General features: G+C 47.5%; 18 protein-coding genes. 10 read left to right on the forward strand and 8 right to left on the reverse strand.

All coding sequences use genetic code 11. From position 1 onward, the window contains the following. Positions 1-77 precede the first annotated feature (77 nt). From Pan241w_RS27740 to istB, 6 genes are all read left to right on the forward strand, one after another. Positions 78-1,550, forward strand: a complete 1,473-nt coding sequence (locus tag Pan241w_RS27740; protein WP_145222559.1) for an ArnT family glycosyltransferase — start codon at positions 78-80, stop codon at positions 1,548-1,550. A 2-nt stretch (positions 1,551-1,552) separates the two neighbouring features. Continuing rightward, complete coding sequence (locus Pan241w_RS27745) at positions 1,553-3,403, forward strand: ArnT family glycosyltransferase (RefSeq protein ID WP_145222561.1); 1,851 nt, start codon at positions 1,553-1,555, stop codon at positions 3,401-3,403. 116 nt (positions 3,404-3,519) lie between these two features. Beyond that, positions 3,520-4,212, forward strand: a complete 693-nt coding sequence (locus Pan241w_RS27750) for a leucine-rich repeat domain-containing protein (protein WP_145222563.1) — start codon at positions 3,520-3,522, stop codon at positions 4,210-4,212. A 349-nt stretch (positions 4,213-4,561) separates the two neighbouring features. Further along, on the forward strand, positions 4,562-5,161 hold the full coding sequence (locus Pan241w_RS27755) for a carboxylesterase family protein (protein WP_198000195.1): 600 nt from the start codon (positions 4,562-4,564) through the stop codon (positions 5,159-5,161). Positions 5,162-6,218: 1,057 nt separating this feature from the next. Continuing rightward, positions 6,219-7,847, forward strand: a complete 1,629-nt coding sequence (istA, locus tag Pan241w_RS27760; RefSeq protein WP_198000196.1) for an IS21 family transposase — start codon at positions 6,219-6,221, stop codon at positions 7,845-7,847. Next, positions 7,831-8,541, forward strand: coding sequence for an IS21-like element helper ATPase IstB (gene istB, locus Pan241w_RS27765; protein WP_145222569.1), 711 nt, complete (start codon positions 7,831-7,833; stop codon positions 8,539-8,541). The genes istA and istB overlap by 17 nt, the downstream gene beginning before the upstream one ends. Positions 8,542-8,811: 270 nt before the next feature. On the opposite strand, the gene Pan241w_RS27770 is transcribed toward istB, so the two are convergent. The 3 genes from Pan241w_RS27770 to Pan241w_RS27780 are packed head-to-tail and all read right to left on the reverse strand — an operon-like array spanning position 8,812 to position 13,239. Then, positions 8,812-10,785: a hypothetical protein gene (locus tag Pan241w_RS27770; protein WP_145222571.1), complete on the reverse strand. Its 1,974-nt coding sequence runs from the start codon at positions 10,783-10,785 to the stop codon at positions 8,812-8,814. Then, positions 10,782-12,734: an AAA family ATPase gene (locus tag Pan241w_RS27775; RefSeq protein WP_145222573.1), complete on the reverse strand. Its 1,953-nt coding sequence runs from the start codon at positions 12,732-12,734 to the stop codon at positions 10,782-10,784. The genes Pan241w_RS27770 and Pan241w_RS27775 overlap by 4 nt, the downstream gene beginning before the upstream one ends. A gap of 7 nt (positions 12,735-12,741) precedes the next feature. Then, a complete protein-coding gene (locus tag Pan241w_RS27780) occupies positions 12,742-13,239 on the reverse strand; it encodes a hypothetical protein (RefSeq protein ID WP_198000197.1) in 498 nt (165 codons plus the stop codon). Positions 13,240-14,446: 1,207 nt separating this feature from the next. Here Pan241w_RS27780 and Pan241w_RS27785 point away from each other — a divergent pair. Then, complete coding sequence (locus tag Pan241w_RS27785) at positions 14,447-15,331, forward strand: hypothetical protein (RefSeq protein ID WP_145222575.1); 885 nt, start codon at positions 14,447-14,449, stop codon at positions 15,329-15,331. Further along, complete coding sequence (locus tag Pan241w_RS27790) at positions 15,328-16,758, forward strand: hypothetical protein (RefSeq protein WP_145222577.1); 1,431 nt, start codon at positions 15,328-15,330, stop codon at positions 16,756-16,758. Before Pan241w_RS27785 ends, Pan241w_RS27790 begins: the two co-directional genes overlap by 4 nt. A 227-nt stretch (positions 16,759-16,985) precedes the next feature. Here Pan241w_RS27790 and Pan241w_RS30055 read toward each other — a convergent pair whose 3' ends face one another. From Pan241w_RS30055 to Pan241w_RS27810, 4 genes are all read right to left on the reverse strand, one after another. Continuing rightward, entirely contained in the window at positions 16,986-17,270 is a 285-nt protein-coding gene (locus tag Pan241w_RS30055) for a hypothetical protein (protein WP_145222579.1), read from the reverse strand. Positions 17,271-17,615: 345 nt separating this feature from the next. Next, the gene (locus Pan241w_RS27800) at positions 17,616-18,446 is read right to left on the reverse strand and encodes a hypothetical protein (RefSeq protein ID WP_145222581.1); all 831 of its coding nucleotides are present in this window, start codon (positions 18,444-18,446) and stop codon (positions 17,616-17,618) included. Then, positions 18,433-19,968, reverse strand: coding sequence for a hypothetical protein (locus tag Pan241w_RS27805; protein ID WP_145222583.1), 1,536 nt, complete (start codon positions 19,966-19,968; stop codon positions 18,433-18,435). The genes Pan241w_RS27800 and Pan241w_RS27805 overlap by 14 nt, the downstream gene beginning before the upstream one ends. A 484-nt stretch (positions 19,969-20,452) precedes the next feature. Further along, complete coding sequence (locus Pan241w_RS27810; protein ID WP_232107298.1) at positions 20,453-21,463, reverse strand: DUF1214 domain-containing protein; 1,011 nt, start codon at positions 21,461-21,463, stop codon at positions 20,453-20,455. A 158-nt stretch (positions 21,464-21,621) separates the two neighbouring features. Between Pan241w_RS27810 and Pan241w_RS29965 the strand changes: the two genes are divergently transcribed. Next, positions 21,622-21,750 (forward strand): hypothetical protein, encoded by a 129-nt coding sequence (locus Pan241w_RS29965; protein WP_261344278.1) that lies wholly within the window; start codon positions 21,622-21,624, stop codon positions 21,748-21,750. A gap of 461 nt (positions 21,751-22,211) precedes the next feature. Here Pan241w_RS29965 and Pan241w_RS27815 read toward each other — a convergent pair whose 3' ends face one another. Beyond that, positions 22,212-23,663 (reverse strand): carbohydrate porin, encoded by a 1,452-nt coding sequence (locus Pan241w_RS27815; protein WP_145222585.1) that lies wholly within the window; start codon positions 23,661-23,663, stop codon positions 22,212-22,214. 408 nt (positions 23,664-24,071) lie between these two features. Here Pan241w_RS27815 and Pan241w_RS27820 point away from each other — a divergent pair, with 408 nt between their 5' ends. Next, complete coding sequence (locus tag Pan241w_RS27820; protein WP_145222587.1) at positions 24,072-24,599, forward strand: CorA family divalent cation transporter; 528 nt, start codon at positions 24,072-24,074, stop codon at positions 24,597-24,599. Positions 24,600-24,747 lie beyond the last annotated feature (148 nt).

Below are 24,747 nucleotides of genomic sequence, written 5' to 3' on the forward strand. Positions count from 1 at the left end.
TGTATGATTTTGAAATGTATATGCTGTTTGTATCTTGGATGTTCATCGCAGAATAAATAGACACAAGAAGAGTATTTATGAATTCGGGCGCGAAATGGTTTCTGGGATGTCTGCTTCTCCTCTCATTATTATTAAATTTGTGGAACAATGATTTCCCTGTGGGTTACCACGGAGACGAACCCAAGAAAGTTCGATTTACACTCAACAATGAGCAAGACTTTCATATTCCGATATTAATGCTTCAGTTGGCTCGTTTGGGAAATCTGGTCTGCGGCTTTGAAGATGAACGTGTTGTTTTGATCGGTCGCTGGGTGTCTGCGCTTTCCGGAGTCATTATCGTGTTCTTTTCGTTTTTGTTTGCAAAGAGAACGATGAATGAGCGCTGGGCATTACTTGTGACAGCGGGAGTGGCGGTTTCCCCCATTCTTGTAGTCCATGCCCATTACATGAAAGAAGATATGTTGTTCACTGCCTGCGCCATGGCAGCGTTATGGTTTATTCTCAAATTCATCGAACATTCCAACTGGAAAACAGCAATTCCCCTAGGCATTACCACGGGCCTGGCATGGTCGGCACATTATAAGTCAGCCTTGTTAGTCGTGATTGCTGTTCTGATTCCACTGCTGATTTCTGTTCCCAGAAAACTGAGTTACTATGGTTATTTAATCGCCGCGGGATTTTTGGGAATATATGTTTTCTTAAATGTAAATTATCCACTTCTGGAGTCACCTGAAATCTTTCTTGAGGGGGTCAGGCATGAAGGAGCTCATGCAGCAACAGGCCACTCAATTTCTGTTTCTCCGTTTGATCATTGGTTTTCCTTTCATCTCTTTAACAGTGTCATTCCAGGATTAACACTTTCGGTTACCATGTTAGCAATCACCGGGATACTCGTACTGCTTTTCTGGTGGAAGGAGACACTGGATGTCGACCGTCTATTTCTGCTGTTTGTCGTTTTTTACTATTTGATTCCGGAGATATCTCCTTCCAAACCTCCGCCGGGTTATGCCCGCTATATTCTGCAGATTGCTCCTGCCATGATTTATTTTTCAGTCCGAGGGATTCAGCTTTTGTCGAATCATTTCGAAAACAGCTACGCCAGAAAAGGGCTCGTATTATTATTGGGCATTAGTTTGAGCATCTCTTTTTGGGACACATTACAGCTCGATTATTATATGAATTGGAAGCGTGATACACGACAACAGGCTGCCGAATGGCTGTCCCAAACGGGCGGAAAACCGTTTTTCGAACAGTATGCGGCAGCAAAAAACGATGTCAGGTCAATCGGTGATTTCACTCCGGAAGATCTCCGAAATCAGGGGTATGATTTTGTCGTCGCCAGTGATTTTCGGTATGAACGGTATTACCGTGGTGCCCAAACTTCCGGGCAGGATGAATACATTTACAATCGGCATCAGCAATATGAAGAATGGTTTACTTTTCCTTTTGTTGAAATTACGCCCGCGTATCGCAGTTTCGCTTTCAGCAACCCAACTGTGCGTATTATAGATCTACGTCCTGTTCAGAAACTGACTGAAAGTAATTACTAAAAGTGACTTCATCAAACAACACAGCTCATCCTGCAACGATTGTCTCTTCACAAATAGTCCCCTATCTTGTTGCGGGATTACTTGCAGTTCAGACGCTCCTCCTGGGGTATCTGGCGATACGACAAAGTCCTAATGCCAATGAACCCGGTCACTTGGCAGCGGGAGTCAGTAACTGGCAATTAGGTCGCTTTGAGCTGTATCGCGTGAATCCCCCCTTAATTCGTATGACAGGTGCATTACCCGTTGTCATGGCGGGTGTGAAAACAGACTGGGATGCGTTCCATGAAAGTCCCGGAGCACGTCCTGTTTTTACAATTGGCCCCGCTTTTATGAAGGCAAACGGCGAATACTCGTTTTGGCTCATGACACTGGCACGCTGGGCGTGTATTCCCTTCTGGCTGATTGGTGGCCTGGTCTGTTTTTTCTGGGCACATGCACTCTATGGAGAGACTTCAGGATTGCTTGCCCTCACGTTGTGGTGTTTCAGCCCCAATCTCCTGGCGCATGGTTCGTTTATTACTCCCGATGCGGGGGCCACGGCAATGGCTGTGGCGGCAGCTTGGCTCTTTTGGCGATGGTTACAACACCCGACCTGGGGACGCGCGATCGCTGCGGGTTGTTTGCTGGGGCTTGCTGAACTGACGAAATTCACCCTGATTTTGTTTTTCGGTCTCTGGCCGTGCCTTTGGTTATTTTGGATTGGTTTTTCGCGTTCTAAAGAAACAAAGCCCTCTGTCTGGCGTCAGGGAGCCCAGTTGGCCATTCTGCTTTTGCTTGCCTTGCATATTCTGAATCTGGGTTATGCCTATGACGGATCATTCAAGCCACTCGGCAAATACGAATTCATCAGTGCCACTTTAAGTGGGCCGGTGACAGATACGAGTGCGAGTCAGACAGGGAATCGATTTGCAGGGACCTGGCTGGAGCAGATCCCTGTGCCGTTACCGGCGCAGTACGTCATGGGAATCGATATTCAAAAGCAGGACTTTGAACGAGAACGCCAGACATTTTTTCGAGGAAAACTGTATTCCCATGGATTCTGGTATTACTATCTCTATGCGTTGGCGATCAAGGTTCCGCTCGGCACCTGGCTGCTGGCGCTCTCGGCAAGTGTTTTCACTTTATTTCAGATCAAACGCGGACAGTGGAAGAATTGGAGAGATGAATTCATTCTGCTTGCACCACTGATGCTGCTGTTCGTCTTCGTGAGTTCGGAAACCGATTACAATGCCCATCTACGGTACATACTACCAATTTTCCCCTTTGGAATCATTTGGATCAGTAAATCGGCCCAGATCATCACATCTTTTAAGTCATATCGATCACTGGTGATTGCAGTACCACTACTCTGGTCGGTTGCTTCCAGTTTATGGATTTATCCACACAGTCTTGCTTATTTCAATGAATTGATTGGCGGCCCTTCACAGGGTTATCGTCATCTGATTAATAGCAACCTTGATTGGGGGCAGGATTTGCATGATTTAAAACGATGGTTGGATCAGCATCCCAGCCCGGAACCATTTTACCTTGCCTACTATGGACTTTTTGCTCCACAGATTGCTGGAATCGAATTTCAACTTCCTCCTGAATGGCCAGAACGCGATGATGATCTCAAGGACTCAGCAAACAGCTCACTCGTCCCTGGACGTTATGCTATCAGTGTGAATCACATATATGGTCTGGATACACTGCCGCCGTTTAATGCAGCGGGCGAGAAGCAATATGTTGATCAGTCTGCCTTTAGATATTTCCTGGATTTAGAACCAGTTGCGCGTGCTGGATATTCAATCCACATTTATGAGATTTCTCAGGCAGATATTGATCGTTTAAAAGAGAAAAGGCACAAAAAATGAAGCAGGGAACGCAAGTCAGCCACAAATCTGTTTCAGTAGTATGGTGGGATCGAGTCATCTGTTACCAGATGGCAGATCTGAAATATGAGTTCTTGTGAATCTAAAAGGTGAGAGTGATGTTTCTCTTCAAAAAATATAGCCGTCAAATCGGAATCTTATTGATGTTGTTATACCTCACCGGATGTGGGGAACCTCCCAGGACTGTCACAGATGAAACGGCCGCCTATTGGGTGCTCAGCAAAAAAGGAAGTGTGACTGTTTTTTTAGATGGTCGTTCTAAACATGCAAAAAAATTAGAACAGTTGCCAGCCGAGCATTTTTTGATCCGGGCGATTCAGCTCGTGAACAAAGACAACCTCAAATCTGAAGAAATGAAGGAGATCTCCGGATTGAAACAGCTCTATAGTCTCAATCTATCTCGCACTAATATTGATGATCGTGCGATTTTAAATCTTACGAATTTGCCTCAACTCAGAACGCTCAATCTTTCTGAGACCAGTGTGGCTGACGCTGGTTTAAAATCGATTGGGCAATTTGAAAAATTGAAAACCCTTGATCTGTCAAAAACCAAAATTGACGGGTCTGGACTGGGAGGGTTAAGTGGCTGTAAGAAACTGACAGAACTAAATTTAAGCGGAACCAGTCTCCGCCCCACTCATTTGAACTTGCTAAACGGGTTTACCAACCTGATCAAATTGGATGTGTCGAATACCTATGTGAACGATCAAGATGTTGGTGAATTAAAACAATCCTTGAAATACTGTGAAATCATCACAAAGCCGGAACCCGATACTGCGAAAAGAAAGTAGCTCATTGTGACTAAAGTGAAACGTGATTTCCTGTTTGACTGAAATACCAACTCGTCGCATCACAGAATATGGTTTCTCCGAAATGAATAAATCAGATTCTAACAACACAAACGCATCAAGTCACAATGCTTCGAATCTGGATATCAGATTTCTGTTGATTTGTCTTTCAGTACAACTGTTGATCAATCTATTAATACTTCCTTTTATCTGGGAGGAGAACGCAGGGCGGGCCAGGAGAAAACTAAGATATATCTCCCCTGAAGTAATCGCACAATTTGCCAAAGATCAAGTGTTCTTAGACACACCGGAAGGGCAATTTTCACTCAATTATCGATTAATGAAACCGAAAATGAGTACTGCCAAAACGAAATACCCTCTGGTCATTTTTCTGCATGGAGCAGGAAGCCGAGGAGACGATAACAGGATTCCATTGGGTTCGCTTCCGACTCAATTGTCACGTCAAGTCTGGAGAGAGAAATACCCATGTTTTGTGCTTGTTCCCCAGTGTCCACGAAAACGCTGGTGGGGAGAGTTGGAAATGGTTGAATTACTGCACGCAGCATTAGAAAAAACGCTAAAGGAGTATGAGAACATTGATCGTAGCCGAATTTATCTGATCGGCCTTTCAATGGGTGGGAACGGGTGCTGGAGTTTTGCTGCCTACAAACCAGAAATCTTTGCAGGAGTCGCTCCTTTTTGTGGTCAGGCAGATCCTGCGACGGCTTCTTTGCTTACAAAGACCCCTTTCTGGGTCGTACATGGTGATGCAGACAATGTCATAGACGTTTCTTTTTCCAGAAATATGGTCGAAGCAATTCAAAAAGAGAACGGAAATATCATTTATCACGAATTGCCGGGAGTGGGACATAACTGCTGGAGTGAGGCGTTTCAAGAACCAAGTGCGATGATGGAATGGATGTTTCAGCAGAAAAAGAAGACTGCAAAGTAGAGACGATTATGCCAGTTTGTGATTCACGTGCCAGTCTTCCCATCGCAAGAAGATGTGCATTCGCCAATAGCCGTATCATGCGCGGAGGGTTGACAGACCACACATGCATCCCCACATTACCACATTCTGACGAATCCTTCACAGGCAGAGTTAAGTCTTCTGACCTTTGTTTTCACGTGGTTTACAATGTAATTGTGATCTCATTGAAATCGTGTCCGCGATTTATCCGCGGTAATTTTGTTCATAAAAAAAGAACTCAGAGCTGAATTGCCCTGAGTCCTTATGTATCAAAGTACCCAAGAGAGGACTCGAACATCCACGGGGATTGCCCTCGCTAGCCCCTCAAGCTAAAATTGATAGATTGACCATATGCCGCTTTTACGTTGTAACTACATTGATTCCAAAAAGATGTGTTGATTTCATACTGCGATGCCGTTGCAGGTAAATTGTCTTAAAGTTTCCAATTCTGTCCGCGATTTGTCCGCGGTAGCCTGCAGGCTGCATTGGTGTCGAATTACTGGTAAGAGCACCACTCTAATATTCCATTCATGAAATCAGAAAGTATGCTTCGCTTTCATGTCAGCCAAAGAAAGCCACTCCATCGATCACATCTTCACTGATTCTACTCTGAACTATCTTCAGCAAGAAACATTCCCAGGAAATTCATCAACTAAGGAAAACTTCTTTAGGGAGCCTGGGGATGGAGATGCTCACTCAGTTGCTGTCAACTTGCCCAGTCACGGCTAATCGTTATTTTGGTTTTTGTGGAGTACACTATTCCGAGATTTAATTCGTATCTCGTAAAACTCCAGCGTTAATCGCCATGCAGTTTGACCAGATGGAAAAAGGTACGTAACACATCTCCTCTTGCTACATCGAATGCCTGGGACCATAACTTGATAAAGCCCGCTGATTCCAGCCGTTTATCAGTTTGGAGATTGGCGTGCAAAGCGGACCCACTTTGGGGGATCGATTGGAGCGTAAAATGGACCCATCGTAGCAAGTTCCTGATACTGGAGGCTTTTGAGCTTCAGTTTCGGGGTGAAGGATGCTTACGGTGGACGATTACGGACGTATACGGCGTGCTCATCGCGACGGAATGAGCATCCGGGAAATCGCTCGGACATTTCATCATTCACGGCGAAAGATCCGCGAAGTATTACACGGTGAAGGGCAACCGCAACAATATTCGCAGCGCCAGACTCAGGCGGCTCCCCGACTGGGACCGTTCCATGATACAATACGACAGATTCTCGCCGATGATGAATCGCAACCACCCAAACAGCGTCACACGGCACAGCGGATCTTTGAGCGACTGCGGGACGAGCACGGCTATCCCGGCGGTTACGATGCGGTTTGTCGATTCGTGCGGAAGCACCGAACCAATAAACGGGAAACATTCATTCCGCTTGATCACCAACCGGGCCAGCGGCTGGAAGCCGACTTCGGCAAGATTTATGTCGATTTTCCTGACGGGCGACGACAGGTTTCAGTGTTGATTCTGGTCTGGTCGTATTCCAACGCCCCCTTTGTGATCGCTCTGCCGACAGAACGCACCGAAGCGATTCTGGAAGGCATGGTGCAGGCGTTCGAGTATTTTGATCGTGTTCCCAAAGAAGTCTGGTGGGACAACCCGAAAACGGTGGCCGACGCGGTGCTCAGCGGGCGGAGTCGCAAGATCAACCAGTGTTATGCGGCCCTGGCAAGTCATTATGCCTTTGAACCACTGTTCTGCCTGCCGGCCAGCGGGAACGAAAAACCGGTCGTTGAGAATCGCGTGAAGACATTGCAGCGGAAGTGGTCGACTCCGGTTCCCAAGATGGAAGATTTCGAGGAACTCAACATCTATCTTCGGCAATGCTGCCTCCAGGAACAGCAGCGCCTCAGCAGTGGTAAGACAGAAACCATCGGCACACGATTCGAACAGGACAAACAAAACGCCGCCGGGTTGCCCAGACACCGCTTTGATCCGTGCATCCGCCGGGAAGTAAAGGTCAACAAGTATCAGTTCGCCCGGTTTGAGAACGTGGATTATAGCGTGCCGCGACAGTGTGCGTTTCAGACGGTGAGCGTCAAAGGTTACGTTGACCGTGTGGAAATTGTCTTTAAGGGAACTGTGGTGGCGACCCATCAGAGAGGCTATGAGAAAGGGTGTCAGATTCTTAACCCGTTGCATTACCTCGCAGCTTTGGGGCGGCGACCAGCAGCCTTAGATCACTCCAACGTCTACCGTCAGTGGAAGCTACCGCCGGTGTTCGACGAACTTCGTGAACGGCTGGAGAACCGGCATGGCTTACGGGCGGGAGCAAAACAATATGTACGAGTGCTACAACTGTTGTCGGCACATCCGGTCCAGCGCGTCCAGAAAACCATCGAACAGTTGCGTGGACCCGAGGGGGCGGATGCCGACCGGATCATTCGCCGGGTCGAACGCTGTACCGCGTATGCCCGTAATCAGTCTGAGTTCTCTCCGGCGACTCTGAGCAAAGAAGAATTGAGTCGTCCGGAGGTCTTGTCGGTACAGGTTCCCTGTCCGAGCCTGAACCATTTTGATTTGTTTCTTTCTACGTCAACACAAGGAGATCATCGTGCCCCCACAAACAATACAGAAGAAAAGCGATCCGAATCTACTGCTGCAGAGCAATCTCAAGCAGTTAAGGTTACCGGCCATGAATGCGGAGTTTGAGAAGTTGGCCCAGGAAGCGGCCAGCTCAAATCAGACATTCGAACAATATCTGCTGCAGTTGACTGAACTGGAAGTGGCGGCCCGCTCCACGAATGCGCTGACCAGCCGAATCAAACAGGCACAGTTCCCGGTTGAAAAAGGACTGGAAGATTACGACTTCGCGGCCATAAAATCAGTCAACAAACAGAAGGTGTTGGAGTTGGCCCGTGGTGAATGGGTCCGGCAGCATACCAATCTCTGCCTGCTTGGTCAGCCGGGAACGGGCAAAACCCACCTGGCGATTGCACTCGGCCTGGCCGCCTGCCGTGAGGGAATCCGAACGAAATTCTTCACCGCTGCAGCACTCGTCAATCAACTGGAAACCGCGCAACAGCAATACAATCTGGAGCGTCTGCTGAACAGGCTCGACAAGCTTGACCTGCTGATCGTCGATGAGTTGGGTTATCTGTCTTTCAGCCGTGCTGGTGCGGAACTATTGTTCCAGGTGTTTGCTGATCGTTATGAAAGACGAAGTCTGCTGATTACCAGCAATCTCGCCTTCAGCGACTGGGGCCAAATCTTCCAGGGCGAACGGATGACGGCAGCACTTTTGGATCGATTAACGCACCATTGTGAAATATTTGAGATGAATGGTGAAAGCTACCGGTTCAAAGAGTCGATGAAACAAAAGAAGCCACCTCGCAAAAAAGCCTGAGTCGCTTCCACATTTTGGCAGACTGACCACCACGTTACCCCACGTGGTTAACCCAACCCCAGATGGGTCCCATTTCCGCGCCAAAGTGGGTCCGCTTTACACGCCAATCTCCATCAGTTGGTAGAATTTTGGACCTCGATAATTCGTTGAGTGTTTTTCCACCGCGCCTTGGAGCTGTTGAGCTGATATTTCATTTTTATTGTGAAGGATGATATCGAGCACCAATAATTGAAGGTGTGTTAGTTTTGGAAGTGGATCGGACTGAAGTGATCAATTTGCCTTCCTCTTTTGCCCGCGTCTTTGTTCAGCCCCTTTTTTTTTCGCTTGTTTTGTAAGATCGCTTGGTCTTAGACGCTCCCCCGGTACTTTTATAAAAACAAGCATTCTCGGTATGGACTCTCCTTCTCGAGTTAATTGCGTTGGTTTTACCAACGTTGAAATATGTGGTGTGCCATTAGCCGATGTCGTTTGATCGAGAACCAAGACCAACCCCAACCGTCCGCTAACGTTTTGATAATCGGCAGCTTGGGCAGAATACTCGGCAATCAAATTATCGAATGAGCTGTCACGTTCCTCCCGCTTAACTTCCGTTACTATGCGTTCAGTATTGAGCCGAAAGAGTACATCTGCTCGGCCACCTGCAACATTCATTACTTCAATATCAGTTCCCCCGATGATTGAAGTCATTACATTATTGAAGTCAGCTTGAAGTTTTTCCTCTTTCGGTTTCTTACCGTTATCCTGCTTGAACAAGTATTTGATCACAGGTTCATCTTTCTGCGTCATTTCGAGGCGACTGTCGAGAAACCTAACAGTCCACAACAAAATAGAATTGTAGAGCTTTCGATAAATTTCTTTTTGGTAATCGGGATGATTCTCAACAAACTTGATGCAGTCTTCGATAATTGCCACTTGATGCACCGACAGGTTTTTTAGCGAAAGTGTCTGCGAATCCTTAATCGCTTGTTGGACCAACTGTTTTTTGACAACGTTGGTGTCATTTAAAATTCTTGGAAATGATGGATCCAAAATTTGGATGCTTGTATGACTGCCAGAATAGTTTTCTTGGACAACAGCGTCGATTTTTTGTGCTAGTTCATGAACAGTGTCAAAGTCGTTGTGTTTTGGGTTTCTTTGCAGCCATTGCTTAAGTGCGTAAGCCTGACCGATGTTTGCTGCAACCGTTCCTTCGATTCTGGGGCGGACAAAAGCCTCTAACCCTGTTTCCGCCCCCTTCATCAACAGACTTTTGCTTGATTGCCATACTGCTGAGAGAAATTCCTCGACGACCATTGCAGGTTCGTACCATGAGGGTGTCAACAATTCAGCGTTCAAGCGAGATAGTTTGTGTCCGAGCATCTCCCAGTAGAAAAGCTGTACCGTATTATTAAACAACCAAGGCGGATTTGCGTCGGTTCTATTCCATGCTCGTAAAAAAGTTACCTGTTTTTTCAGATTGGATGAGACTTCCGCTACGTTGATATCTCGTCCGCGATAAAAATCCAGCAAACACTTCACACATTCCAAATATATTGCGGCATCATGTCGATTGTCATCAGCGTTTATTGATTGCTCAAACCAATATTTAGAATCATGAAACTCCGTTTCAACTGATTCGGCATCGACGGCGTTTAATGCAAATTGAATTTTGCATGAACCAATCTCAAACGCGACCTGATCCATAGCTTCAAGGTTTTCCGCGAGCTCGACTAGTTTTTTGAATAGTTCGGGTTCCGGCCAGTTTGCGTGTGCGACACCAATTATCTTGGCAGTGCATCTAATTAGGTCTTTGTCGTCATTTTTTGTGATCGTTAGCAGATTTGAAATTAACTCAAACCTCAACTGAGGGTCACAAATCACGTATCGAATTGCTCCATCCAAAGCAGCAGATCGAGCAACAATGGAGCTATCAGATTTCGAGAATATTTGCATGTAAACATGAAAGAGCTCTTTTGATTGTTTATTTGCTCGATCAATCAAGTCGACGATTTCAGCTAGAGCACTTCCCTTGACGCAGAATGGCAAGGTTTTCTCGATGAACTTCCAATGATCATCCAAACATTCTTCCGGACGACATGGATCTTCTAGAACCATAAGAATGAATTCGGGCAGTAACGGCGAGCTGCCAATTAATTCCGACGACCCAAGTAGCTCGTCGAGCGAGCCAAAGTTAATAATCTTAGGCTCAGCTCCGGTTTCAAGAATGTCGACCATCTTATTTTCAATAGAGCTATATTTTTTCACCAGATCGCTTCGTTTTTCTTGGCGCGTTTCATATTGGCTTCGTCGAGGTGTTTGAGAACGGCACTGGATGCGATTGAAGCAATAAATACTTGTAGATGTTCAAACTGGTTAGCAAGATCTTCAAGGCCTGCGATCAGTTGATCCAAGTCCTTTGCAACCAATTCGTTGTTTCCGGGGGAGTCGATCAGCAAAACTCCAGGATACCTACCCAAGCCATGTTCTTCACCAACCGAAATCAAAGCAAGAACAGTTGCAACCTTGAGCCGTAACTTTTCCCCTGGAGTAACTTTGCTGTAACTCGTTTGATTACCACCTTTGGTAAGTGTCAAATTTAGATTTCCCTTTAGAGATGCATTCGTCAAATTCGTCATGCCCAGCTTATTCGAGAACTCTACAATTCGTTGGGAGACCGACTCCAGTAGTTGCGACTGAGTTTCTTTAAATCTTGCTTTTGTCTCTTTATCGGCAACATTTAAAATCTTTACCGTTTGCTCTTGTAGTGATGGTGTCGATTCGTCTTCTTGCAGTTCTTCAAGACGAGCTATAATAACTGCAATTTCTTTTTCGAGTTGAACCTGTTCACCAACTTGTCCCATTTTTTTAGAAAGCTTTCGAATTGAATCTTCAATTTTAGCAGCGGCTTGCTGGGATGATTCGAGCTTTTCCTCGAGTTCCTTTAGTATCTTTTTACTTTCACGTAGTGACATTTTTGAGGCGATAAGACGCTGGTTGAGTTGTTGTTCGACATCTGCTGAGTCTTCATCGGATGTGACTTTCTTACCGCAAACAGAACAGTTGTGTGTTTCTGCCTCAGCAGCTTTCTTGACTTCAGAAATTTTCTTGTCACATCTCGGGCAGCAAGTCGGATTGAGTACTCTGAAAACGGCGTTCGCCGCAGTCGAATCAACATGAATTTGCAACTCTCTCTGATCCTCAAGGTAAGCTGCTTCACATTGGCTAAGAATATTTTTGGCGTTTACGATTTTTGAAACCAACAATATCTCAGAGTCTTTGTTTTGCGAAAGGTTTTTGGATGCTTTTGTCAGCATTTCTGCAACGTTTTCCGACTTTACTAACTCTTTCAGTTGTTTCTGCTTTGGGTCTAGTGACTGCTTTAGCTTATCGATTCGTTCTGCCTTGGATTCATGCTGCTTCTCAAGAAATAATTCATCGTCTTCAATTTCTCTTATACATTCTCGAAGATATGCGTTGATTGCTGTATGGGTTGAAACCCATGGCAGCCCTAAAAAGATCTGTAACAGCTTTGGCGGTAAACCTGTGGCGAATGGCAGCTCTCCAAGCAATGTGTCGTAGTTTGTGCCAATAAACATGACACCGGCAATAGCTTGCCAATCGTGAAGTGTGGTTGTTCCACCACCTTCTTGTTTATTTTTATAGATAGGAATCGCATCAATAGAAAACTGGCGCATGAAGAAATCCGACATTGTATCAGCGTATTCTTCCTCACTACAAAACGAGCCAATTTTGCGTTTCTTTCCATCTTTTGAAATTCGGCTCAGTTTACCCCGCAACTCCTCTTCGTTTTCGAACTGCACCTCATAATCGATTTCATCAATGCAAAAACAAAGCGATGCCTTTCGTATCCAATTTTTTACATCGTCCTGGAAATGTGAGCTTGATTGCCCTTTCAGTAACCAACGAATCATCTCAAAAACGGACGTCTTCCCCTTGAGGTTTTTGTCTGATACGATCCCCCACAATCCTTGTTCTAAATTAAGCCATTTGAATTCGAACGGACCTTCGCCTTCCACGCCAACTTTATCACCACTAAAACGAAGTTCTTTCAGAAGAAGATGTTTAGGGGCTGCAGCGACGGGAGACGCTTGTATTCGACCTTTTGCTAAGATCTCCTCAACCGAAGATTTTTTGCAATCTGACTTATCTACGATTGAGGCCAGCCAGTCTTTCTTTTCTTTTGCCTTGCTCATTATTCAGTTATCCCGCAGCCTTCTTTGTGATGTGAAACTCAAGTCTTTCTTTCACGCGATCCGTTACCGCAGGGATGACTTTTCCTAAGGTTGTCTCTGCATACTCAATCTTCTCATATTGACGAGCCTTAAGTGCTGCGCCCCCTCTTCTGGCAGCGACCTCGGCAACAAGTTTTGCTCGATTCGGATACCATTCGAGCGCAGGATATTCAACAATAATGTCTTGAGTAACTTGTTCCGCAATTGGTAATAGATAGAAGTTAGTTTCAAAAACCTGAGCGACTTTTTTCCGTCCACCAATTTTGATTAAGCCACAACTTCGCAAGATAGCAAGCGCGTCATCGACCTGTTCATAGGCACCAAAACGGTACCTGATCATTGGAAACTTGCGAATGGATGGTTCATCGTCAGCAAAAATTTTGCTGGCCGCATCTAGATATTTCTTGTCGTTTGTTCGGTCGAACAGATCCAATAACTCATCGGCCAGATAATCAGGGTATCGCATCCAGAAATCGTACGCGTACAGTTTTGTGTTGCCCTTAAACACTAGTTTGCAACCGTCGTCATCAGGAGACTGTATTTCGGCACCAGCGTAGAAGATATACAGTAGCCGGAGGGCGTCTCTATGGGGTGATCGTACAGAGATGTGTTCACCTTTATTCAAAGGATAGGAATCATTCTTGAACGGCAATGAGTTTTTTAAACAAGACAGATAGTGTATGCGTATTTTGTGGGATTTTGAAGAGTTTCAGACAGATCCCTAACCAACTACGACGGTATTCCTCCACGTGTAGGACAGATTACGAACAAAGCATTCCGAAATTAAATCTGTAATGTGTGTATTGCCAACGGGTTATGGTTTCTCGAGTCCAACAAGGTGGGGTGATGGCATCTCACACATTTCTAACTTTTGATCGGCTAGGTAAGAGGTCAGTTGCCGAATTACAATAAACCGTGTATTGACAACACGTTACCAGAAAGCCGTGAACCAGTGGGAGTGATTTTGTAGTATGATGAGTGTCCGTCACATTGGCATCTCATGACATTGATCTGTAGCAAGAAATGGAATCATTGGACGGCTTCCATCACATCTCCACCTGGACTGCGGGAGAAACAAGAAATCGCCGGCGAGCAAAAGTCGGTGCTTATAGTTTTACTTCTTTCCAAACATTTTATGGATCACAATCCCCCATCACAGCAGGCGGTTGACGAACTTGTCAATCAAGCCAATACTCAGATTGGCAACTGTCCGGGATTCCATCTTTCCGTGGCAAGTTGTCATTGTCATGCAAAGTAAACTTCGTTGAAAAAGCCTCGTCGACCGGGGCGTTTTTATTGCTCACATTTTTAGAAATGAATCACTCCCCTACTCCCAACACTTTGCTGTCAGGATGACTGGCATACTGTCTGACGGGATGAAGAAGGCCTGCCAGTAACCCGCTTTCTGCTCTGCGGCAGCCTGACATGACTCCCCGACTGTCACTCTATTTGTCATCCTGTTGAGGGGCCGACATCAAACTATGGCGGTATGACAACTCGATTAAAGAATCCTGCCTTTTCGGCTTGGGCAAGCCTATATCTTATTTGTCCTCCCCCTGTGACATGTGACGGGGTGACAGACATCCTGTCGTAAGGGGGCGACAGAAATTGTTGACATCCTGTCAGCAACAGGGCTACGCTTAGGCGGTATATTTTGTCGTCCCCCCAGCGCTATGTCAGCCTCTCCCATCGAAGGTTATCTCACTAAGAAAGAGATCGAAGAAGAGTTCAGTCGCTCCCATCGATCGTTGACCCGCGACTTCAGTCAGGCGGTCAGGGTAGGGGACTCAGAAATTCTCCCGAACCTCAAACTGAGAACCGACGATGGTAAGGAACTTGTGGGAACTGACGTGACGCTCGAACTGATTCAAGAACTCTCCAATCAGGGACTCTCGCCGACCTGGTATGCCCGGCGTGAATGGGTGCAAGATCATTACGATAAAGAGGCATCAAAAAAAGAGAAAAAACAATCTGAGAAAGAATCTCAAAGGGCAGAAGAATCAAAACCTTCACTGACCTCAACAGACAACGAATTGGTCTCCACTTTGAAATCACATATCAGCCGTCTGGAGCAGGAGAATGATCGACGATCCAATGAACATCAGCAGGACAAGCAATCGTTCATGGAACAAATCAAAATGTTCAAAGACATGTTCGACACGTTGAAGGAAGATCACACCGACACAAAAGAACTTCTCAAAGAGGTACACCAAGTGATGGGGAAGTTTGCAGATGTCAGTCTGCTTGGTTCGCAGCGGGGGTCACCAGTTGATGATTCCTCAAAAACTGAGACACCGTCCGGACAAGATGTAATTGTTGATCTTGAAAATGACGCGGCAGTGGATGCGGTCGTCGTGGATGAGCCGAAAAAGACAAAGAAAGATTCTACAAAACAGGGGATTAAGAAAGGTACTAAGAAGAAGCCAGCGCGCTCCACAAAACCGAAAGGAGCAGCTACCCCAAAATCAAAGCCATCTGCCAAGGCCAAACCGAAATCACACAAGTGGTATGAGACTCCGACATTAAACCGTTTCATTTCCAGAAAACCACGTAAATGAAATTCAACGGCTTTGAACACCTGACGGCCAATTATCTCTTCTGCCCCAATCAGTTCTTTGATGTCTGCCTGCCACATCATTCACGTGGAACGGTTCGGCTGGTGGCTTATCTGTTACGAAAAACACTTGGTTGGCTCGATAGAGAAGGAAATCCCATCGAACAGGAGATCAGTATTTCGTATCGAGACCTCATCAATGAAGCTGGAATTAGCAGGGGAGCAATTCGGAAAGCATTGGATGAAGCGGTTACAGCTGGATTTATCATTTGTACCCAACAAGGGAAGGCGAATGGGAATAATCAGGCAGCAGAGACTGCTCAATATGCACTTCGCTGGGATACCGGTAATGACTATGCTAAGACCCCTGAAAAATTCAACGGGTTCTTTGCCGGTGAAGGATATCGCACGCCAATTCCAAACAGTTTTTTCGACCTCATTGTTAGGCAGGAGGTTCTTTCTGTAGTGAAGGTGGTCGGGACAGTCTTGCGTCATACGGTGGGTTATCAGAACCAGTTTGGGGGACGACGTCAAATTGCTCCTTTGTCGTATAGCTACATTCAGAAATACGTCAATCTGAGTGATCGATCCACTCTCAGTGCAGCCATTCAGTACGCTATAGAAACGGGTTATATTCACTGTGTCCAGAAAGGGGGGATTGATCCCAGTCTCAATAAACGACGCGCCTCTACCTATGCCATTCGTTGGCATGAGCAAGCCAATCGTGAGAAGAACAGTTCAAAAACCAGACCAGCGACTCGACAACGGTATAAAATCCAGACCAGTAATAGTTCAGAAACCCGACCAGCCAAACGGTTCAAAAATCAGACTGAAGAAAAGCCACAAGAAAATAACACTAACAAACAACAAGATGAACCGACTGTTGCTGCTGTTGAAAATTTGGAATCATTTCAGTTACTGCAACAAGCAGGGTTTGATGATGGTATTGCCAGAGATTTATCCCAGAAGAGGGGATTGGAAGAAATCAAACAGCAGATTGAGTGGTTACCCCATCGAAACCCGGATCGTAATTCACTTGGCATGTTACGACGATCCATTGAAGGGAACTGGTTGAAACCAGATTCGCTTCTCTTTAAGGAAAAGAAACAACAACGACTCCAGAAAAGCCAAGCACAGGGGACACAAGCGGAGACCGACGATGCTCGGGTCTCTCAAGCCAAACAAGAGAAAAAACGTCGCAGAGAGCAACTATTGCCCGTCTGGAATGGTTTATCGTCTGATGAACAAACCAGAATCGAACAAACAACGTTCGAGCAACTTAACAGCGATTATTTCCGAGATCGTTTTAAGAAGAACGAGGAATTCCGATTAAACCAATGTTTGGACTGTTTGTCTCAGCAGAAAGTTGATATCGCACAAAAACAAAAAGAAAAACATCGAAAAAAAGAACTACAAGCACCCCGCAAGTAACGACGCACTACCCCCCGCGTTGATCCCCGCAGGCAGGTGCGGGGTATTTACAATTCCGTTGGCGATTGGAAATCGACCAAACGGGGCTTGGCAAAGCCAAGAAACACCCCTTATGAGGTGACACCACTCGCGGGCGGGAACCCGCGAGGCCGAGACTTCCGACACATTCCAGGGACGCAATGGCTCCACCCTCGGCCTCGCGTCTCCCTACGGTCGCCCCTCGTGGGTCACGCACTATTCCCTCGAAAGGGAACGACCGCAAAGCGGTACAAGTCACTAAGCCTATCGGCTTTAGATTCAACATTGGCGCAAGCGAAAACGGTCGGGCGTGTTGAAAAAACTCGCATTCTGGGAATATGGAGAGAGTGGGTAGCGATCATTCTTCGGAGTGACCACCTAGCGAACAGTAAAAAACAAAAAGCCTTCACCAGCCGCTTCAAATTCTGAGCCGTTGCAGTCAGATAGGCTTGAATTTGCACCTTGGCTCGCCCGCGATACCGTGCCCGAGACAAACCGTGGTTTAAGCGTGCCGTCCGCTAATTGACGAGTAGTGAGGACGAATCCTCAAAACCCTGGTTCTCGTCAAAGGGCTTACCGTACAGGTCAGTCGAGATGGCAGGACGCCAGTTGATCTGTTATGGGATCTCATATCAAGGTTTAAAATTGATCATCTTCAGGTGTGCCGTCTGATCGAGTTGATAATAGTCTGATTTAATTGGGGTAATTCGACTCACCGGTCGATATGTCCCCGATGTTCAGCGCACTGGTTTGATCGAGTCCATCAGGTGGATCAAGTGGAGGCGAGCAGCCGAATGATGAGCGGCGGAACCTCGATTGTTTCGTTGATCGATGGCGACCTATTTGGACTTCGATATTCGAATGTAGATCTGGTTAAACTCATCTTGCACGGATGGAATTGGTTCTCTGGGTGTCAACTTCATCATGAGATTTTCCTTCAGGACGTTCACGCGATACTCCCAGCCATCCGGCAGTCGCTTGAAGCGTTCACCCAGTGTGGCAAGCTCTTCTGTCGGCACCTTATACCCCTGCAGAATGTATACGTGGCCTTCCGCGTCCACGATCTGATAGACTGGCTTGCCCGCTTCCCATACCAGGTTTTGAAACTTCGCCGGATTGAAAACCGTGTATTTTTGTATGTTCATTGTGCCGGGAGGAAGATGGGCTCCGAAAACCATATTAACGCCTGCGACTTTAACAGGCTGGGACGCCATGACGCCAACCTCGTCCATCGACCACCACTGCGGTCCGTTCTTGTATACCGATTTGGCGCCAAACTCCTCGGCGAGGGCTTCCAGGTCTAGGTCGTCCCACCATTCCAACTTGCCCTGGCCCAATGGGGAAGTGCTGTAAATATCATTGCCAGCATCACCATAGTCGAATACAAGCTCGCAATACAGATAATCACGTGAATCCGACAGGGTCTGTAATGTAAGTTCCATTGTTTTTCCCTGCCCTGTTGTCATCGTGATTTTATCCGTATGATCCTGGGAGGCAGTCGTGTCCGCTGGCTTAATTTCAGAATTGACCGCAGACTTTGATCCGATATCTGTTCCTTTTACCTCGGGTGTGCCGGCTTTCTCAGTGGCCGGGTTTTGATTGCACGCACCCAATGTCATTAGCGAGCAAAGGAGACTCATGGTCAGGAGATATCGTTTAATTTTTCTCATGTTTCGCATTGTTCTTCGCCTCAAAATCATCCTTGTTGGTGTAATAGCCCTTGGGGAAGTACGGTCCCATCACCACTTCTCCAGTTCCTGGTATGGTAATGTTTTCGGGCCGCTCTTTCCAACTTGGATTGTTCCCCATGATACGCAAGATCAACATCCCGAAGTCAGCTCGGTTTTTCGAATTGTCGAGCCCCTCGCCGCGAGAGCTCCACTTAATCCACGCCACGCCATTTTCAAGCGTTGCGTTGATTGGCCGGTCTTCAGGACGGCTCACGACGATTGTGTAGTTTCGGTCCTTGTCCAATGGAATTTGGAAGTCGGTCAGGCCATCAACGACCTGTCCACTGGGGACTGATTCACAACTGACCAGAGACCAGTACTGTGTCTGAGCAGGCGACATGGTGGCAGCACCCTTGCCGTTCGTACCAGCGTAAGTATCGGGGAACGTAGGCATCTTCCCCTTCATTACGTACACTGGTCCATACTGGCGAGATATGTAAGTGACGAGATACGGTCCCTCCCCACCACCTTCCATTGCCCCTTCGTAAGGGATCTTTCCGCGGGCTTCTGGTGATTTGAAAACGCCGACAACCGAATACGCAATCGTCCAGAATTTCTCCCAACGTGGCGGGATCCGAGCGGGTGTATTCCTGGGCGTCATCTTCGGATCGTTGTCCTTGGCCTCGACAAGCTGAACCCACTGTTCAGCGTTCATTGGCTTCTGTGTCTCACCGACAATTGGTTTGGCAAACTGAATTCTCACTTGCTCGGACGTCAGCTTAGTCCCGTCCGCCAATTTAGCTTCATAGGTCGGTAGTCCCCGCTCTGCGATAGGTGAGTCGTTCGGTCCCCAACCCGTGCCGTCCTGATCCTGGTCCGCCAGATAGATGCGGATCACAGATTCAATGTCGATTCCATTGCGACCCACGTATAGTGTGTTGGTAGCACGCTGCGCCTCGTCTCTAGGCGGATCTTTGGCCAGCACGTGAATCGTGAAATTGCGATTCTCATCCAATCGATTTGCCCCAACGCGAAACGGATTGATCGACCCGGGATCTGGTTCGATATCAGGTCCTCTGAGTGACTCGCCGAAAGCGACGAACGTGTTCCTTTCGAATTTGTAGAGTGCGAATTGAAAAAACCTTGCATACGGAAATTTGCCCCGTAAGGTCATAGTACTTCCAGCCGGCATCGCAAATCGCCCGATGAAGTAGGTCGACCTCATATCGGGCCAAAGGTTAGAATTTTGAATCGGCCTAGGGTTCTCCAGGTAATTCCAATAACACCAACCACGTGGCCCTTGAAACAAACCATCGTGACCGTATCGCTCATCCGTGCGAACGGTGCTTTCCAAGGATTTGTCGCCGAACCGAATTGGATACTCCGGTACAATCCGAGGTTGCTTCTCCACGAGTGAAGTCTGTGCCAGAGACTTGGATTGCATAAGGACGACGATCATAAATAGCGTTGCTCCGATAACCGAATGTACCGCCTGGCGTCGGGTGTCGTGATGCAGATTCATGTTGAATTTCCTCAGTGAAACGGGGGCTTAGTGTTTTCGCTATTTGGTATGTCGAATCGATGGCGGGTTCCAACGTCCATCGAGCACTGCGCGAGTAGAGACGCAAGGCCGGGCTTATCTCGCAGGTCAGAAGCCTGAAGCCAAGTTTGTACCGTTAGAGTGAGTTAGTAAAAGTGTACACAGTGCATTGTGTGGATTTCTATAGTGTGCTTGACCGCGTCATGTGATGTACTATTGATTCAATATATCTGACATGTGAAGAGGTTTATAGGAAAAATTAGATTTTTTAAGGGTCGATTACGGAAAACGGTTCTAAACAAACAGGTGCAGCAACCAAGGACCACAGAAAAAAGAAGTGAACCGTCTGCCTGAAATCCATTTTAAAACTGATCGTGGTGACTTGCAAACGAAAGCGGTCGATGTGACATTAGAAATTCTCAGAGAACGCTACCAACTTCCCTTAACCTCAGTCTGCGTTCGACCATCATTCGATAGGCTGCGGAGCAGGTGGCGTCCAGTTACCCTCCACAATTTGCCAGCCGGGTAAGTAGCAACGGACGATGTAGTTCCAGCCGTCAGTGATTGGTAGATAATTGTTCGCCTTGGAGTCGCCACCGAGATGGATCGTCACCGTGCCATCCTGGTTACGTTTAGCAGTGATGCTGTTGAACGAGTAAGCATTGAGGTCGTTGGGCGTGAAGAAGCCTTCTTTGTTGTAAACAGTGACCGACCAGAAGGCCTCAACGGGCACATGTTTGGGCATCGTGAGAGTGTAAGCGATCTTTCCGTCGTTCTTCTTCGGCGTAACGTTAAAATACATCGCACCGCGCTGTGGGTTGCCCCCCCATCCGAACGCGGCACCGAGCAAGTGCTGGGTTGGATCGACCTCACCCCTTTGCCCGAAGGCGTTTGGAAGACCGTCGAGCTTCGAAACCAACTGGTTGAGAATTTGACGGGTCGCCACAAGCGAATCCATGTCCCAGTCTGGCAGTTCGAGTTTACCAGCCGCCGCCTGCTGGACCTTGATCGCGTCCTGAAGTGCGTGCGCCTTTTTCATGTCTTCCAGGCTGTCAGGATCGCAGAATGTGCGGAATACCACCATCACATAGCGTGTGCCAACGTTGTCGATGGTCAGCGTTACCTTACCCGCACCATTCTTGAGCACGGGGTTGTATTCGTCCTGGTCGATTACAAGCAGAGACTGAAATCGGTCTGGAGATTCCGGCTTGATGATCGTCACGGGGCTTGCCAAGTCGTACACGCCGAACGAGTACAACGTGTCCCGGTTGCCACGGATTGTCGTTTGGTTCTTGACCGAGTAAACTTCACGAAAATTCATGAGCTTGCCAACGCCACCAGCCTTGTCGGCGTAGCCCTTGAACTGCATGTCGCTCTCGGCGCGGACATAGTTCAGAATGTTGACCCTCTCACTACCTTCAACGGCGGTCGACATGATGCAGAGAAAGAGGACGGTTGCGAATCGAGTGAAAATCATGACACACTCCTTAGAAAAACAGGTTCTAGCCAGCAAACCAATATAACAAAATCCAATCTAACATCTCAGTGAAGTACAAAGAAGTCTCGACATGTCAGAATCTAGAGCGTTCGGCAACCTTTAACGCTTTTCGTAATCCTACCTGCAGCTGGAATTCGATGCTGGCCTGGTTAACTTTAGTCAATTCGAAACCGAACCATTATGATTATGGAAATACTGTGCAATACCAGAATAACAGTATATACGTCAATAATCAGGATGTGGGAACTGCCGAACAAGCCAGCTAACTGGCTGCCAGCGGTGCAACGGCCAGTTCCAGCGATCAGCAAAACTGGATGCCGTTGGGGGTCTTTGCGCTATCACAAACCGGTCAAACTACACAAACGAATTCTGATTTAGTGATGCAACTGGCCGTAGACCCTCAGGGAATCATCCGAGGAAATCTGAGTAATACGAAAACAAACAAATCACAACAAATTCATGGCGCCGTTGACAAGAAAACGCAACGTGCGCCTGGAGTGTGGGTGATGATCAAAGCAAGGTCTACGATACCGGGATATATAACCTGACCAAAGATGAAGCGCCTCTACTGTTGCATATTGGAAAAGATAAGGCACAACAATGGTTGATGGTGAGGTTGAAGCAAAAAGGCGACGATACGACCGGGAAGAACTAATCTCAGCTGGGAGACGAATGTCTGTAATCCAATCAGGAATCTCTGCCTGGCAAACGTGTTTCGAAGTGAACCTTAGAACCGCAGGTTAGCCCGCAGGCCGGGCAGGACCGAAGTATCATCGGCAGCGTTAGCGTCTTCGAGTACTTGCAGATCGGCCGTCAGATAGAACCAGGGTGTCAGGGCGGCATTGTAGTAGAATTCCACTCCCTGAATATCGCGGGCCGCTACAATGGGGCTGACCAGCGATTTGTAATTCCCGCTCAGTGCATCATAGAAATACCCGATTCCCATCGAGTCCTGTTTGCGACAGCGGAATAAACCGCGAGCCTGAAGTGCAATATTACCGCTCCAGCTGTAAGGGTTGGGATTTCCGTCGGCAAGCATCCACTGACTCATCAGACGCACGTTACGTTTGTCATTAAAGCAGTCGGCCCAAAGGACCTGATCCAGGATGTAACTCAGCGTCCAGGAGCCGGTCTTCTGTCCTGCAGCGACCACCCCTTGCCCGGGAATGACGGTCCAACTGGTCGGATCGACCGAGGTGTAAGTCCGGCTGCTCCAGTTCCCCAGGAGTGCATGCGAACCGGGATGACCGCGCCACTCGGTAAAGATCCGCCCATATCCCAGCACAACGGCGCCTTCGTCAAACAGATCATCCAGGCCGACGGTGGTCGAAGAATTGGTCGTATCGTATACCAGCAGAGCACTCTGAACCTGACCTTCGTGCAAGCCCAGTGCCCCCGCTCCGTTGATCGACAGGTTCGTGGTACGCACAATCGGCGTCGGAGCGATCAGTGACACATTCATAAACCCGTTGATCCCCCGTCCCGTATTGGGATAAATCATGTTCCACAGGTCGAGCAAATTATATTTTCCCGCCGTCAGCGCGAAGTTCTCACTCAAAGCCTGAATGAACATCAGATTTGTAATCGCCGTCTGATGCTGACCAGGCAACGGAAAGAGCATACTGGCATTGGGCAGGCTCAAAGCGCCCGCCGAGGTGTTGATGTCATCACCAAACCGGGTTTCGGCATGCAGAATGGCCGAGAACCCTTTATTCAGTCCCAGCTTCTCACCCTGGAACGTAAAGATGTAGTCGCCTTTGCCACCGTACAGAAACCTCCGCCTGCGACCGCCGCTGGCAACGCCTTGATAGAACTGAGTTAACTGGATATCCGCAATAACCCCATGCTCTGCCAGCCTCGAGCGGGCACCGAACAGATCGCCCGTCAGATACTCACGTGAAAACAGTGACTCGGAGCACGCATAACCACAATCGGCAGCGGCCACACATTCGTCACCCAGGCAACAGTCATCTGGAGAGTCACAGCAGGTCTCCTGACTCTCTGAATAACTGATCGGAGCCAGCCCTGCATCGTCGAACGGTTCGTTGCTCTTCACCGTTGTTTCGAAAAAGGGAATTGACGATTCCGAAACTGAGAATTCAACCTGCTCTCCAGCCAATACAGGAGGACAACTCAGACTCATAGACAGTAGAGCAAAACTGATGGCAGCAGATTTCATGAGACAGCTTTTCAATCCGGGACAGAGTGATAATTACGCCGTTCTGACATTGATTGAGGATCAATAACCAGCATACTGACAAAAACTCCTAACTTGAGTTTAATCGTCAAAATAAGATCTCAACCAGCTTGTGCGAACTGGATTTCACGCAGCATTCACAGTCTGTAGTCTGGTTGTACCGGTTGTGACGGTTACCTGCTGGCAATGGCAAACTCCGAAATATACATGCGGCCACACACCCCTGCCGCGATACCAATCTAGAACCGGTTGTACTTTGAATCTGCTTATGTCATCTTGGTCGAAAAGAAAGACTGTAATTTTCAACCTGCAGGGTTACCTGGATCAGCAACCACCGTCCCGGTAGCGAAGTTGAAGAACAGCACTGGCTGAATACAGGAAAAAATCACAATGAACGTACGCGTCTTTGGAATCAGCGATAATTCAACACTGATCCCCTTACCCGAAACCGTACTCTCTGCTTCCTGTGAACTGGAGAAACTGCTTACCCCGTTCCATTTGCGACCGGAAGTGCTGGCAGCCTGTCTCACACCAGAACGCAGCGAACACATGATGTCGCAAAAAAACGCGCTGTACATGGAAGTGCCCACGCACCTGGGCTGGGATCAGTCGGAAAAACCTTACGTCTCTTTCCTCTGCCTGAAGTCGACAGTGATCACAATTCATCGCGACAAACTGCACACGATTGAAGATGTGATTCGGAATCTGGATGGCGACGTCCCCCTGTATGCCAACAATTCCTCAGCACTTCTCTACTTTCTGCTGGTTGAAATCGGGAAACAGACTGTGAATGTGGCCCTGCGGGTACGCGAAGAAGCAGAACAGCTGGATCAGGCTTGCCATGAGAACCCAGATGCTCTCGATCCTCAGAAATTTTCCATTCTACACAGAAAAATCAGTCACTACGCAGCAGTCTAAGATGATCACTCTTATTGCGCGGGAGTACTGCAAACCGTGGTATTACAGGGTGTTCGCTAAAACGCATGAGTAGATATGTGGCAATCCTAGTTATTAAAGCACTTCAAGACGACGTTGATTTCACAACACGCGCTGCCACCCGCTCGCG

This window comes from Gimesia alba (assembly GCF_007744675.1).
GTDB lineage: Bacteria > Planctomycetota > Planctomycetia > Planctomycetales > Planctomycetaceae > Gimesia > Gimesia alba.

What these genes read in the sequence shown, in the direction of transcription:
- Pan241w_RS27750 (WP_145222563.1), top strand. Translation starts at nt 3,520, where the DNA reads ATGTTTCTCTTCAAAAAATATAGCCGTCAAATCGGAATCTTATTGATG.
- istB (WP_145222569.1), top strand. Translation starts at nt 7,831, where the DNA reads ATGAATGCGGAGTTTGAGAAGTTGGCCCAGGAAGCGGCCAGCTCAAAT.
- Pan241w_RS27815 (WP_145222585.1), bottom strand. Translation starts at nt 23,663, where the DNA reads ATGAAATCTGCTGCCATCAGTTTTGCTCTACTGTCTATGAGTCTGAGT.
- Pan241w_RS27805 (WP_145222583.1), bottom strand. Translation starts at nt 19,968, where the DNA reads ATGAATCTGCATCACGACACCCGACGCCAGGCGGTACATTCGGTTATC.
- Pan241w_RS27785 (WP_145222575.1), top strand. Translation starts at nt 14,447, where the DNA reads ATGTCAGCCTCTCCCATCGAAGGTTATCTCACTAAGAAAGAGATCGAA.
- Pan241w_RS27800 (WP_145222581.1), bottom strand. Translation starts at nt 18,446, where the DNA reads ATGAGAAAAATTAAACGATATCTCCTGACCATGAGTCTCCTTTGCTCG.
- Pan241w_RS29965 (WP_261344278.1), top strand. Translation starts at nt 21,622, where the DNA reads ATGCTGGCCTGGTTAACTTTAGTCAATTCGAAACCGAACCATTATGAT.
- Pan241w_RS27755 (WP_198000195.1), top strand. Translation starts at nt 4,562, where the DNA reads ATGAGTACTGCCAAAACGAAATACCCTCTGGTCATTTTTCTGCATGGA.
- Pan241w_RS27775 (WP_145222573.1), bottom strand. Translation starts at nt 12,734, where the DNA reads ATGAGCAAGGCAAAAGAAAAGAAAGACTGGCTGGCCTCAATCGTAGAT.
- Pan241w_RS27790 (WP_145222577.1), top strand. Translation starts at nt 15,328, where the DNA reads ATGAAATTCAACGGCTTTGAACACCTGACGGCCAATTATCTCTTCTGC.
- Pan241w_RS27740 (WP_145222559.1), top strand. Translation starts at nt 78, where the DNA reads ATGAATTCGGGCGCGAAATGGTTTCTGGGATGTCTGCTTCTCCTCTCA.
- Pan241w_RS27810 (WP_232107298.1), bottom strand. Translation starts at nt 21,463, where the DNA reads ATGATTTTCACTCGATTCGCAACCGTCCTCTTTCTCTGCATCATGTCG.
- Pan241w_RS27820 (WP_145222587.1), top strand. Translation starts at nt 24,072, where the DNA reads ATGAACGTACGCGTCTTTGGAATCAGCGATAATTCAACACTGATCCCC.
- Pan241w_RS27780 (WP_198000197.1), bottom strand. Translation starts at nt 13,239, where the DNA reads ATGCGATACCCTGATTATCTGGCCGATGAGTTATTGGATCTGTTCGAC.